The 12,474-nt window shown below is 69.9% G+C and carries 14 protein-coding genes; 5 read left to right on the top strand and 9 right to left on the bottom strand.

Annotated features, from left to right (window positions below; translation table 11 throughout):
* Positions 1 to 33: 33 nt before the first annotated feature.
* The 4 genes from AVL59_RS12785 to AVL59_RS12770 all read right to left on the bottom strand — a co-directional run bounded on the left by AVL59_RS12785 (position 34) and on the right by AVL59_RS12770 (position 4,408).
* Complete coding sequence (locus AVL59_RS12785) at positions 34 to 1,725, bottom strand: trypsin-like peptidase domain-containing protein (protein ID WP_067302989.1); 1,692 nt, start codon at positions 1,723 to 1,725, stop codon at positions 34 to 36.
* 81 nt (positions 1,726 to 1,806) lie between these two features.
* Positions 1,807 to 2,268 (bottom strand): TIGR03668 family PPOX class F420-dependent oxidoreductase, encoded by a 462-nt coding sequence (locus AVL59_RS12780; protein ID WP_067302986.1) that lies wholly within the window; start codon positions 2,266 to 2,268, stop codon positions 1,807 to 1,809.
* Between the two features lie 17 nt (positions 2,269 to 2,285).
* Positions 2,286 to 2,936: a phosphoribosyltransferase gene (locus AVL59_RS12775; RefSeq protein WP_067302984.1), complete on the bottom strand. Its 651-nt coding sequence runs from the start codon at positions 2,934 to 2,936 to the stop codon at positions 2,286 to 2,288.
* A gap of 458 nt (positions 2,937 to 3,394) precedes the next feature.
* Positions 3,395 to 4,408, bottom strand: coding sequence for a DUF2278 family protein (locus AVL59_RS12770; RefSeq protein ID WP_067302982.1), 1,014 nt, complete (start codon positions 4,406 to 4,408; stop codon positions 3,395 to 3,397).
* Positions 4,409 to 4,600: 192 nt separating this feature from the next.
* Between AVL59_RS12770 and AVL59_RS12765 the strand changes: the two genes are divergently transcribed.
* The gene (locus tag AVL59_RS12765; RefSeq protein WP_067302979.1) at positions 4,601 to 5,041 is read left to right on the top strand and encodes an SRPBCC family protein; all 441 of its coding nucleotides are present in this window, start codon (positions 4,601 to 4,603) and stop codon (positions 5,039 to 5,041) included.
* A gap of 174 nt (positions 5,042 to 5,215) precedes the next feature.
* On the opposite strand, the gene AVL59_RS12760 is transcribed toward AVL59_RS12765, so the two are convergent.
* Positions 5,216 to 6,253, bottom strand: a complete 1,038-nt coding sequence (locus AVL59_RS12760) for a hypothetical protein (RefSeq protein WP_067302976.1) — start codon at positions 6,251 to 6,253, stop codon at positions 5,216 to 5,218.
* A gap of 127 nt (positions 6,254 to 6,380) precedes the next feature.
* On the opposite strand from AVL59_RS12760, the gene AVL59_RS12755 reads away from it, so the two are divergent.
* Both AVL59_RS12755 and AVL59_RS12750 read left to right on the top strand, forming a co-directional pair.
* Positions 6,381 to 6,953, top strand: coding sequence for a TetR/AcrR family transcriptional regulator (locus tag AVL59_RS12755; protein WP_067302973.1), 573 nt, complete (start codon positions 6,381 to 6,383; stop codon positions 6,951 to 6,953).
* 162 nt (positions 6,954 to 7,115) lie between these two features.
* On the top strand, positions 7,116 to 7,364 hold the full coding sequence (locus tag AVL59_RS12750) for a DUF7660 family protein (RefSeq protein WP_067302970.1): 249 nt from the start codon (positions 7,116 to 7,118) through the stop codon (positions 7,362 to 7,364).
* A gap of 238 nt (positions 7,365 to 7,602) precedes the next feature.
* On the opposite strand, the gene AVL59_RS12745 is transcribed toward AVL59_RS12750, so the two are convergent.
* From AVL59_RS12745 to AVL59_RS12740, 3 genes are all read right to left on the bottom strand, one after another.
* Complete coding sequence (locus AVL59_RS12745) at positions 7,603 to 7,827, bottom strand: hypothetical protein (protein WP_067302968.1); 225 nt, start codon at positions 7,825 to 7,827, stop codon at positions 7,603 to 7,605.
* Between the two features lie 44 nt (positions 7,828 to 7,871).
* A complete protein-coding gene (locus AVL59_RS47945) occupies positions 7,872 to 8,105 on the bottom strand; it encodes a hypothetical protein (RefSeq protein ID WP_079146666.1) in 234 nt (77 codons plus the stop codon).
* Positions 8,106 to 8,388: 283 nt separating this feature from the next.
* Entirely contained in the window at positions 8,389 to 8,958 is a 570-nt protein-coding gene (locus AVL59_RS12740; RefSeq protein WP_067302966.1) for a DUF4232 domain-containing protein, read from the bottom strand.
* Positions 8,959 to 9,561: 603 nt separating this feature from the next.
* On the opposite strand from AVL59_RS12740, the gene AVL59_RS50410 reads away from it, so the two are divergent.
* A complete protein-coding gene (locus AVL59_RS50410) occupies positions 9,562 to 10,050 on the top strand; it encodes a hypothetical protein (RefSeq protein ID WP_067302963.1) in 489 nt (162 codons plus the stop codon).
* A gap of 229 nt (positions 10,051 to 10,279) precedes the next feature.
* On the opposite strand, the gene AVL59_RS12730 is transcribed toward AVL59_RS50410, so the two are convergent.
* Complete coding sequence (locus AVL59_RS12730) at positions 10,280 to 10,645, bottom strand: hypothetical protein (RefSeq protein WP_067302961.1); 366 nt, start codon at positions 10,643 to 10,645, stop codon at positions 10,280 to 10,282.
* A gap of 526 nt (positions 10,646 to 11,171) precedes the next feature.
* On the opposite strand from AVL59_RS12730, the gene AVL59_RS12725 reads away from it, so the two are divergent.
* Positions 11,172 to 11,612, top strand: coding sequence for a phage tail protein (locus tag AVL59_RS12725; RefSeq protein ID WP_067302958.1), 441 nt, complete (start codon positions 11,172 to 11,174; stop codon positions 11,610 to 11,612).
* Positions 11,613 to 12,474 lie beyond the last annotated feature (862 nt).

The raw sequence follows: 12,474 nt of genomic DNA, 5'->3' as shown, positions 1-12,474 counted from the left end.
TGCGGCCCGCGCAGCCGGGCCGGATGCACGAGGTCATGGGGCGCCCTCCGTCCAGGATGCCGTGCCGGAGCAGAATCCGATGAACCGGTCGACGGCGCGCTCCGCCCGGTCCACGTCGCAGGGGGTCTGCCGCAGCAGTGCCAGGGCGCGTTCGTAGAGCTGGTAGGCCTCCATGACCCGGTCGCCCTGGGCCGCGGCCCGTTCCCTGCACAGCGGCCATTCGGCGCTGACGCGGCCGAGGAGTTCCTCGCGGCGGCGCGTGCGGGCGTCGAGGGCCGAGAGCGCCTGTTCCAGACGCTGCCGGCGGCGTTCGGCGGCGTCCTCGAAGGTGAACATCAGGTCGGCCCGCCGGGGTTCGCGCTCGCCCTCGGGGGTGTGGGCGACCCAGGCGCGCAGCATCCGGGTGCGTCGTACGCCGGCCTCGGCCTGTTCCAGCAGGGGCCTGGTTCCGGGGTCCGGCAGGACGCGGTCGCGCCGCTCGTCGAGTGCTGGTCCCAACTCGTCCACGATGCGGTCGAGTTCGTGGCCGAGCTGGACCCAGCGGTCGTGCAGCGGGCGCCGGACGAAGGATTCGGCGGCGTGGGCGGCGCGGCCGCCGCGGCGGCGGAAGACCAGCAGCAGGCGGGCCCCTTGCTGGGCGAGCCGGTCCAGCAGGCCCAGCAGGGCGTCGGGTTCGGCCGCCTGGTCGACGCCGACCACGACGGCGGCGAGCGGGACGCGCAGGGCGTCCAGCTGCTCGGGCCGGGGGTCGCCGCGGATGCCCAGGCGTCCCGCGATCCGGTCCAGTACCTGATGAACCGTCATGCCACGGACGTCCAGGGCGAGATCGTGGCCGCCGGCGGGGGGCACGGTCTCGGGCGGGTCGTGGCTGAAGGCGCTGGTGTTGTGCCGGGTGCGCAGTTCCCGGTCGGCCAGGGTGATGGCACGGGTGAGGGTCCAGTCACGGCCGCTGCGGGCGGGGACGACGGTGACGAGCACCGGCCAGCCCTCGCCCCGGAACCAGCAGGCGAGTTCGGTGGCGAAGGACACGTCGAGCCGGCCCGCTGCATCCGTGGCGCCGGTGCGCAGCGCCGGGTCGACGGCCTCGGCGCCCTCGGTCCAGGCGGCGATCTGCGGCAGATGACTCAGGATGGTCTCGGTGGGGCTCATGTAGCTGAAGACCGAGCCCGGTCCCTCGTCGACGCTGAGGACGATGCCGATGACCTCGTCGGTGGCGTGGTCGACCACTCCCGCGCCGCTGAAGCCGGGTTCGGCGCGTTCGTCCGGGGTCTGCGGGCGCAGTTGCACCTGGTTGTCCCGGCCGCGGGCGGCGACCAGGGTGGCGCCGTGCCAGCGGCCGCCGTCGTCGCCGGCCGGGAAGCCGTACATGCTCACCGGCCCGTGCGGGGAGGCGAGCCGGTAGAGCCGGGTGGCGTGCTCGGCGGGCAGCGGCCGGGCCAGCCGCAGCAGGGCCAGATCGCCGCTGCGGTCGCCGAAGGCGTCCTCCCGCTGCGGTACGTGCTCGTCCGCGACCGCCGTGGCGGCGACGCCGGGCACGCCGGGAACGCCGACGAAGTGGATGACGTAGGACCGGCCCGGACCGACGACATGGGCCGCGGTGAGCACCCGGTCGGGCGCGAGCAGCACCCCCGCACCGAGGACCCGCCCGTCCGGCTCTTCGATGCGGGCGATCCAAGGTGGCGTCCGTAACCGCGACTTGACGGCTCGCTCCCCCGTGCGCGTCATGGCACCCGAGGTTACTCCGCGTGGCCTTCCGGTACTACTGGTGTGCACGGTGTTGTCACGGACGGGCGGGTCTCCACCGCCTCAGACGGGCGCCCGAGCCTCCCATCCGGTCCATCTCCGCACCGTGACGGTGATCACCGGACCGGCGGGCGGGCGGTCCCGGTACTGCGGGTACTTCGCGCACAGCAGCGCCACGGCGGTCTCGTACGTGTGCCGTAGGGCGGGGTCGGCCGCGTCGGGCGGCATGACGCGGGCCTCGCCGTCGGCGCGGACCCACCACAGCTGGTCCCAGTTCTCGTCGTAGGCGTCCGCGAGCAGGCAGACCGGCGGGTGCGCCGCGATGTTGCGGAGCCGGACGAGGCGGGTGGTGGTCTTGGGCTTGTGGTCGACGGCGGTCACGAGCCGGTCGGTGCCGTCGGCGGTGTGCGCCGCGAAGACCACCGGCACCTGGTGGGGGCGGCCCGCCGGGCCGACGGTGGCCAGCCGGGCCACCCGGGCCGCGGTGAACCGGCGTCGCGCCTCCTCCTCGTCGAGTTCGGGCATCGTCGCTCCCCGGGCGCTCAGCGGGCGTGCAGCGCGTCGAGTACGTCGAGCACGTCGGCGTCGGTCAGCTGGGCGAAGTCGTCGTACCACTGGCCGACGGCGCAGAAGGCGGCGGGCCGGTACGGGCACACGACGGTGTCGGCCTCGCCGGCGAGCAGGTCGAGGGAGTCGGGAGGGCCGACCGGGACGGCCAGCACGGTGCGGGCCGGGGACCTGCGCCGTACATGGCGCAGGGCGGCGCGGGCGGTGGCGCCGGTGGCCAGGCCGTCGTCCACGACGATCACGGTACGGCCCTTCACGTCCGGGGGAGGCCGGTCTCCGCGGTAGCGGCGTTCACGCCGGGCCAGCTCGCGCCGTTCCCGCTCCACGACCGGGGCGAGTCGCCGCTCGGTCAGGCCCAGCCGTTCGAGGGTGTCCGCGTCGAAGAGGGGCGGGTCGTCGGCGGCGAGGGCGCCGACGGCGAACTCCTCGTGGTGCGGGGCGCCGATCTTGCGCACGACGAGCACGTCGAGCGGGGCGTCGAGGGCCCGGGCGACGGGCGCGGCCACGGCGATCCCGCCGCGGGGCAGGGCCAGGACCAGGGGGTCGGGGAGTTCGCCCCGCTCACGCAGTTCGCTCAGCAGGCCGGCGAGTGCCCGTCCGGCCTCGGCACGGTCCCGGAAGCGCATGGGCTCGTCCTCTCGCCGGGGTCGTTTCCCCCGCACCTCCATGGTGCTACGACGAGGGACGACCCTGCCGTCGGACGTCCCAGGGCCCTTCGCGAAGCGCCTATACGCACTGTGTACAGCTCCGGCATGCCTTCTTCGACACCGTCCGGGACGCACCCGGCGCCCCGCAGCCCGCCGCCATGAAGATGGGCAAAGAGGGAGCAAAGAGGGGCGAAGGGTGCGCCCGGCCGCCCTCGCCTCGGCGGCCGCCTGCCTGGCGCTGAAGGTGTCCGGCTGCGCTCAGGTCGACACCACGGCACCGAGCTCGGTGCGCACCGAGGCGGCGCACGGGGCACCGGCCCGGTTCGGGACCCTCGACCGCCACGAGGCGAACGGAGCGAAGTCGGAGTGTTCCCTCAGCCGCCGGCGCCCGGGAAGGCGGAGCCGGGGACGGTGCACCGGCCCTGACGCGCCGTGCGTCAGAACACCACGGACCAGCCCTCACGCGCGGCCTGTTCGGCGGTGTACGAGACGCCGTGCACCTTGAGGCCCGCCGGGTCGAGGAGCGTGATCTCGCCGCCGTGGTTCCCGACCCGGCTGCCGTCGGCGAGGGTGACGGCGAGAGAGGCGCCCGGCGCGAGGGGGGCCGCGGAGGATACCCGCGCGCTCCCGACCTCGCGGTCGACGAGGCGCCAGCCGCTCAGGTCGACCGGCTCGGGCGAGGCGTTGAGGAGAGTCACGGTCTCCGCCTCGGGCGCGGCGCCCGTGGGGTGGACGAGCGCCGACACGATGCGTACGGGTCGCGTGCCGGGCTTGGGCCGGGTGCCGTCGACGCCGTCGAGGGGGCGGCCGGTGGTGTCGTCGGTGTGCCAGGACTGGCTCTGGAAGGCGAGGAAGATCCCGACCCAGCGGGACTCGCCGGGGAAGTGCAGCAGCAGCCCGCCGTCCTGGAAGACCCCGTCGTCACCGATGAAGCGCCCGCTGTTGCCCTGGTTCATATGGATGTCGTGGACGCCGTTGCCGGGCAGGAAGCCGAACACCTTGTCCTTGACATGCGGTTCGGGGCCGAAGCGGGCGCCGAAGAGGTGCAGGCGTGCGTCCGGGTCGTCCACCGCGCGCCGCACGTAGTGGTCGAGGAGGTCCGCGAGGTCGTTGTCGGGGCCCGCGACGTCCGCCGGCAGCGTACGCAGGCGCGCCGGGTCGAAGAGGTTGCCGCGCACGAAGTCGAGGTTCGGTCCGCCGGGATCGGGCGGCAGCGGGTTCCAGCCGCCGGACAGGCCCTCCAGCCGGGTGGTCACCGGGTGCCGGAAGTCGTCGGCGACCAGGTAGAGCAGGTCGGCGGGCTTCTGCTGGGAGAGCACGTTGACCGCGGCGCGGTAGTGCGTTCCCTGGTCGTCGGTGAGGTGGATCTGATAGTGCGGGCTGTCCTGCGCGCCCTCGCGCCGGGTGCCGATGGCCCGGGCGATCAGGACGCCGTAGGTCTTCAGTGGCATGTGGATCAACTCCCCATGCGGGCGGGCTGGTTGCCCGGCCCATGGCAGGAAGCGTAAGCGGGCGGCCGCCGTCCCTCCGCTCTCGCACCGACTGTTCCCGGATACGACGTCTCGCGGACACCCGACTGCGCCGAGCGGGTGAGCCTGGGGCGAAGGCGCAGGTGACCGGCGCCCATTCCCTACGATCGTGCCGTGCCCACCTTCTCTTTCGAACGCACGGCCCCGCTCCCTCTGGAAGAGGCGTGGCGGCGGCTCACTGAGTGGCCCCGCCACGGCGCCGTGGTTCCACTGACCCGGGTCACCGTGGTCACGGCCGCGCCGACCCGGGAGGGCACGCGCTTGGTGGCCCGTTCGGGCCTCGGCCCCCTCGCCTTCAACGATCCCATGGAAGTCACCATCTGGCATCCGCCGGTGGACGGTGAGCCCGGGCTGTGCCGTCTGGACAAGCGCGGGCGGATCGTGCGGGGATGGGCCGAGATCGAGGTCCGTCCGGGGCCCGGCGGCCGCACCCGCGTGGTGTGGCGCGAGGAGCTGCGGATCCGTTTCCTCCCCGGCTTCCTCGACGGCGTGGTGGCGCGAGCGGCACGCGCGGTGTTCGGGCGGGCGGTGAACGGGTTGCTCAGGGGGACGTGACGGCTTCCGGATCCGGGTGCGCGGGTTCGGATCCCGCCCGGGGCACAGAGAGAAGCGCCGGCTCAGGAGAGGTTTCCACCCGGGCCGGCTTTGCGGGGTTCGAGGAGGACCCCGCAGGCCCGTAGTGGCACGTCTGTGGCATGTCTGCGGCACGACCGCCACCCTGACCGTGGGTCAGGTGGTCACTCGCGTGCGCCGCCGCCTCAGGCGGGGGCGCAGGCCCACCAGGACGGCGGCGATCACCGCCCACAGCGCGAGGGTGGTCAGTGGCTGCACCGCCTGCGCGCCGTGGAAGTAGCTCAGGTCGGTCACGGCGCGGACGGCCGCGCCCGGCGGCAGCAGGGCGGAGACGGCGCGAGCGGCGGAGGGCAGGAGGTCCGGTCCGATGGTGGCTCCGCTGGTGGAGTTGCCGACCGTGAGCAGCAAAAGGGTGGCGACGGGCACGCCGACCGGGCCGAGGTAGGTGCCCAGCAGCTTGGTGGTGAACGTGGCTGCCGCGGCGAGCAGGGTCAGGGTGAAGGCCAGCGGCATCACCGGCGCGGGCACCGCCCCGAGGATGGGTCCGGCGATGACGGTGGCGACGATGCCGATGGCCACGGAGACGCCGGACAGCAGCCAGAACCGGTGGCGCAGGTGCAGATGGTTCGCGAGGCCGAGGGCGTTCTGGGCGAGGACGAAGCCGGCCAGCGTGACTCCGAACGCCATGTAGAACCCGGCCAGCCCACGGGAGTCGAAACGGGCGAACGGGACGACGTCCACCGTGGTCAGGCGCTGGCCCGACCCGTGGGCATAGGCGCCGATCAGGCTCTTGACGGCCGTCGTCGTCGACTGTCCGTTGGCCCCGCCGACCTCCAGGCGCAGCCGGTCGGAGTCCGCGCGGCCACCGAGCGCGGCCACGACGTCGCGGCGCTCCAGCTCGTCGCGCCCCGTGGCGGCGTCGACGACCGGATGGACATCGACGCTGTCGCCGAGGGCCTGGCGTATCTCGCCCGAAAGCTTGTGCCCGGTGACAGCCACCGGCACCCGGTGCGGCTGGGGGTTGCGCTGCAGACCGACGTAACAGCCGACGAAGGCCGCCACGACGACCAGGGCGATCACGGTCGGCTGGAGCCAGAGCCGGACCGGTGGCGCGGTGGCGGAGGTGGCGGGGGCGGTGGCGGCGGTGGCAGTGGTCAGGTCGGCTTCGGCGGCCGGGCCGAGGCGAGTGGCCATGGAGTGTCTCCCGTGAAGGGGGCGCGCCCTTGGATGAGGGGAGAGGAGCGCCCCGAATAGATGATGCAAATAATCTAAATAGCACCGTACGATAGATGTCGTCCGACATCCAAAAGGGAGGTGCCCGATGGGTCGCGTCTCACAGGCACAGGCACAGGCGAACCGCCGACGGGTCGTGGAGCGGGCCTCGCGGCTGTTCCGCGAGCAGGGCACGGGCGTGAGCGTCGCGGATCTGATGAAGGCGGCCGGCCTGACGCACGGCGGCTTCTACAAGCAGTTCGCCTCCAAGGAGGCACTGATCGACGAGGCGGTCACCCACGCGTTCGGCGAACTGACCGAGTTCCACGCCACCACACTCGAAGAGCACGAGGGGCGCCGTGCCGAGGCCCAGCAGTCCCTGATCGACGGGTACTTGTCCGTCCGGCACCGGGACAACCCCTCCTCGGGCTGCCCTGTCGCCGCGCTCGCCACCGACATGGCCCGGGACAGTGGCGACCACGGGGCGCCCCGCACCTACGCCGAAGGGGTACAGGACTTCACCCAGTGGCTCGCCACCGACGACGAGGACGGCATCGCCCGGCTGTGCACCATGCTCGGCGCCCTTCTCCTGGCCCGCGCCACCAAGGACTCCCCGCTGTCCGAGCAGGTCCTCTCCGCCGCCCGCACCGCACTGTCGCCCGCCCCGCAGCCGCATGACTGACATCCGCTGCCGACATCAACGACGCCGGACGGGGGCGTACACCAGCGTCTGTGTCCGGGCGTCGCGTCAGTCGGCGGCAGCTGGACCGCGCTCGGACCGAACTCCTAAAGCGGTGTTCGCCAGCCCCCTCCAACCGCGAGCGTGCCAAGTAGGGTGCCGCTCATGACCACTTCTCCTGACCATGTCGGCAGCAGAGAAGACCTGGCTGCCTTCGACCGCGTCCTCCACCGCAGCCACACCGAGGAGGGGCACTCGTGGGAAAACGCGGACCTCGCGAGTTTCTTGGAGTCGCCGGCAGCGTGGATCGACGATGCGGACGGCTGGTACAGCAACGCCGGCCGCGATCTGCCCGCCGACGGGGACTGGAGCTTCTTCGCACGAGCTCTACGAGCTGCGACCACCTACGAGTAATCCGAGGCCGAGCCGACGACCGCGCCCGTGCCAGACACGTGCCAGATTGTGCGGGGAACCACGGGGAGTGGCGGGGACCAGGCTGTCGGTCAGTCAGGCCCCGCGCCCCGCTCTGCCGCAGTTCAGCCAAGCAGCCGCCCACGAAGAACCCGAGCTTCCCAAGCTGAGCGCGTGGCGGGTCGCTACGCACCGAGCGGCCACATAACCCCTGTTTCTAGGGTGCGTTGCCTTCGGTATGTCAGCTGCTCGTCTCCGGGCCCCAGCGCTCAGGCCCCACTCCGCGCCAATCGATCCACGGTGACTCCGCTACCTCCGCCGGGTCGATCTCCAGCCCGGCTCGGCGGAGGAACTCTGCGACGTCGGCCACGTTGTGGGCCAGGCCGAGGATCTCGCCGTCCACGCGCACTCGTCGGCCGCCTGTGGGTGACGGTGGATGGACGATCACGCGGATCGGACCGGACATGCCTTCAGGATTATCTGGAACATGCGGCCTCGCATTCCAGCGCGTCATGGATGAAGCCGCTCACTCATGTGTCCGTCTGGCCGTCCCAGGTCACGCAGTTCCCACCATGCTGCGGGACTTGGGCGCCGTTGCTGCCAGTAGGGATGGAAGTACAGCTGAGCCGACAGCCGGTACAGACGCCGGCGCAGCTCGGTACGACCGGGCCGCTCGGCGAGCTGCCGGTACGCGGCACTCCACTCCTGCTGCGCCTGGGCGAGGTCGTCGGGGAACGATCGCATGGCCAAATTCAAGCACGTGTTCGATTTGCAGGTCCATTGAAGATGCTGCCGGGCGACGTTGTCGCGGCACGCTGTCCCGTGCCACTGGATCTTGACCGTTTGCCATCGGACTTTGACGGACGCGAGTTTGCGTCATCGGAGTTTGATCACCGCAGGTCAGCGACTCAGCGCACCTTCGGTGCGCTGAGTCGCTGACCTGCACTTATGTGCAGCGCCTCGTAAACGTGCAGGTCAGAGCGTTGCGATCGTCGTGCAGGCTGCTCGATTTGTGGGGACGGTGGGGTCAGGAAGGCTTGACCGCCGAGACCGGGGTGACGGTCACCTTGTTGTCGCACTCGGCCCACACCCCGTCGTTCAGGGCGACCTGGTGCTTCCCGGAGTGCGGCAGCCCGATGACCATCGTCGGATACGTCACCGGGTCCTTGCCCGACACGCAGTAGCCGTCGCCCTCCCCCTGGACCTGGACGAAGGTCAGCTTCACCCACGCCTTGCCGTGCGGCCGGACCGTCACGGTGGCCGCCCTGCCGGTGGGGGTGACCTTGAGCGGGGTGTTGTGGGCGGGGGAGCCGTTGCCGGCGCCCGCGACCGTCGGATGGCCCTTCAGGGCGCACGTCCTCCGGGAGACGTTGGTGAACTGCACGACCGCCGCCCCGGTCCCGGTCCCGACGGGCCGGTGGACGGCCTGCCAGGCGCTGACCTGGAGGGCGGAGGCCGGGCAGGCGGGCGGCGGGGTGGAGGTGGTGGTGCTCGCCGCCATGGCGGTGCCGGGCAGGATGCCGGTCACCGCCGCCGCGACGGCCGTGACCGCCGTCGTCGCCAGAGCCGCCCTGCGAATGCCGTTGCTGTGCCGCATGCTGTCGTCCCCCTGAGTCGTCTCGTCCGCGGGTTTCGGTCGTCGGTTGTTGCCCCGCGGTACGTGTGGTCGTGGTACGTGAGTGCAGACGGGGCGGGAGAGCGGCAGGGTTCCGTGCGGCGACTACTTGTGACGGAACGGTGACGACAGGCTGCACCCGTGCAGATGGCCGTCAAGGCAGACAGGAGCACCTCCAGCGCGCCACGGGTTTTACCACGCCCCCGGCGCACACCGAAGGTGCGCTGAGTCGCTGACCTGAGGTGATCAAACTCCGATGACACAAACTCGCGTCCGTCAAAGTCCGATGGCAAACGGTCAAGATCCAGTGGCACGGGACACGCCTCGGTGGGGAGCGCAACCCGTGGACGATCATGTCTGGGGCAGCGAATCCTGAGTGAAGCTCGGGCCGTCCGTGGGCCGTCCGAGGCCGCTCGGCAGTGGCCAATGACGACCAATGACGACCACTCGGGCGTACCGGAGCGCGGCCCTGACCAGCAAGAACCCAGCTCACCAAGATCCCCGACAAGACCCAGGGGAAGAAGAAGCAGAAGCCACAACTGCAATCGGCTGGCCAAGACCTCTCATCGCCTCCACGATGGGCGCATGGATCGGTTGCAGCACAGCGCTTGGCAGTACGTAGCGGAGGTACTCCCACCAGAGGAGCTCCCGGTGCTCGCTGCTCATGCGCTCGTCGACGGGCGTGATTCCCCTGCCCTGCGCGAGCTGGCCGGACTGCCGCGCAGGAGCAACGAGACCGAGATCCGTGAGCTGTACGTCCAAGCCCTGCATGAACTCGGCGTATCTCTACCCGACGAGGAGATCGCCGGCCGATGCCTGCTCGCGAGCCTCGCGTTCGGTCTCGCAAGAAGCGAGCTGAGCCCCAAGGACGTGGCCGACCGGTTGTCAATGACGGTCGCAGCCCGCACGCAGGAGGAAACACGGTTCCTCTCCGTCGCAGCGGACTACAGCAAGTGGATCGGCCCCGACGAGCTCCCGGGATGGGAGCACGATCTGAGAACCGCGGCCCACTCGTTGACCGCCTCCACCGACCTCGGCGCCAGCATTGGCGTGCCAAGTTCGAGGCGAGACTGACTCACCCGCCTGAACGTGCTCCCGTGCCATTCCCGTGCCAGATAATGCGGGGAACCACGGGGAATAGCAGTCACCCCACCCAGCACACCCTCAGGACATGACGCCGCTCCGCCGCAGCTCAGCAAGCCTGTCGACGCCGTAGAACCCGAGCTTCCCAAGCTGATGTCCCGGAAAGTGCCCCCAGCCGGCGTGAGACCGGCTGGGGGCACCCGGGCCGAGGTCCGAGCTGCTACACGTATTCGAGGAGCCAGCCGACCGGGTTGTCGTCCACGACGTCACTGCTGCTCTTCTTCACCCGCCCGACGTGGATCTTCTGGATCCCCTGGGGGAGCTTCTTCGTGTAGCGACTGCTGCCCTGGTTGACGTCCCAGTCCACAGCCGGGAGCCAGTTCGTACCGTCATGCATCTGCACCTTCAGGCGTACGTCCACCCAGCTGGAGCCCAAGCTGAAGTAGGCGTCGCCCCACGGCGCCGGGGCGCCGGCCTGGTTGGGCTGAGGGATGGCCAGGAGGAGCCCGTACCTGTAGTGGATGAGCCCACCGTTCTCGTTGAACACGAAGCCGGTGGGGACTTCACCAAGCTGGAAGACGGCCATCTGCACTCCTTGTGTCGAGGGAGTTCGAGATTCCCCGTGATCACGGACACGGGATCCTGCGCCGCGGGGGCGACGTCGTAGTCGCACCGCCCCCTCACTCGTACTCCCCAGACGGAACGATTCGTCCTTCAAGCGAATTTTCCGAGTGATCACACCTATTGGCCGTAAATTCGCGTTTCCGGAAGAACTCGCCAATCCGAGCCGGGCATGGCTCGACAGGCACGGCCGAAGACGTGACGCGAACTGCGCTCACCTGTGTGAGTGACCGACAGATACCGCCATGACATATGCGCCACCAATCAGCGCGGTCACCCGGACTGGCCATCAGGGCTTCTGGGTGCCGCCCGTGGCCATAGAACCAGGCCGTGTCCGTTGGGTCGGCCCCAATCCATCAGACGTTGCCTCAGGAGTGTTCGAAGGCTTGCATCCGGGCTATGGACAAAGGTTCCAATTGCGGACACTCCTGAGGCGAAGCATGATCGACAAGTCAGGCAGGCGAAGGAACTAGCAGCAGGAGGTACCCATCGTGCTGACCGGTGACAGTTTCAACAGCAGCACCTTTGCCGTCGAACTGGGCAAGTTCCAAGTCGAGACGGTCCAGAGCGTGTCCGGACTGCAACTGGAACAGGACGTCGTCGAGGTCCGTCAAGTGTCCGCGAACGGTGAGCCGCTCGTGCGCAAACAGCCGGGCGCACGCAAGAGCGGTGAGATCACGATCACCCGCGGCATGGACAAGAGCACCGCGTTCACCGACTGGATCAAAGCGACGCTGGTCAACGCCGATCTCGACAGCGCCCGACAGAACATCACCATCGCCCTGAAGGATGCGAAGAAGCAGACTGTCCGGCGTATCCACCTCAGCAACGCCTGGGCGTCCCGCTGGGAAGGCCCCTCATTGGGGGCTTCCGAGTCCGGGCCTGCGACCGAGCAAGTAACGATCACCTACGAGGACATCACCGTCGAGTAGCCACGGTTGGCTCGCCGGACACGCTCTAGCAGGCAGCAAGCCAATGCGGTACAGCAGCGAAATACAGCAACCACAGCAACCGCCCCGTCCGGCGGCGTCCTCGTAGAGCAGAAGCGCAACTGGTATGACCCTCACCGACCGATCCACATAGGGCTACGGATCAGAAGGTCGTAGCAGGTGATGACGGTCTGGCCCTGTGCCGGGCCGTCTCAGTTTCCGTCTCATTCAGCGAGGTTCACCGCCGTTCAGGCAGGACCATCCGCAGGGGCCGTCCCAGCACTCACCCACCCATGAACACAGGTGAACGGCCCTGTACTCCGCCCAGCAAGGCACCAACAGACTTGGAAAGCGTGCACCCGGGTTCGGGATACCTTCCTTTTCATGTCAGCCGAATGTGTCTGTCCGCGCTGTGGGCAGGACTGGGTCCGCCGGTACCGCTTCAAGGCCGATGGGACGCCCCTCTTGCTATGCACCGAGTGCGACTCACTGTGGTGGCCCGACGAGACAGTGGGCATAGCTCAGGCGCACTTCCTCGACGATGTCGTCGCGGCACGTCTCGGCGTCGCGGGCAATCCGTGGAGCGATCGCGTCTGGGCTGATGTCATCGAGCCGGCGCCTGACTCCCAGCGCTGAAGGCCGCCACACCATAAGCACACCAGATCGGGCGGAAAAACAGTGGGGAATCACAGTGAAAGCGGCCCCAGCCAGCTATGCCACCGTGCCGCTGTTCGCCCAGGTCAGCGGGCGAACCGACCCCGGATAGTCGCAGCTCCCCGAGCTGAGGGCTCCGCGCCTTTGTCACGGGCTGGCCGTTGCGTCTTGCTCCGGTCGACGGCACCAGCAGCGTGGCTGAGCCCGGTGG

Origin of the sequence: Streptomyces griseochromogenes (genome assembly GCF_001542625.1) — a bacterium.
Lineage (GTDB): Bacteria > Actinomycetota > Actinomycetes > Streptomycetales > Streptomycetaceae > Streptomyces > Streptomyces griseochromogenes.
Note: the sequence above shows the minus strand (reverse complement) of the source record. Positions and strands in the feature narration are given on the sequence as shown.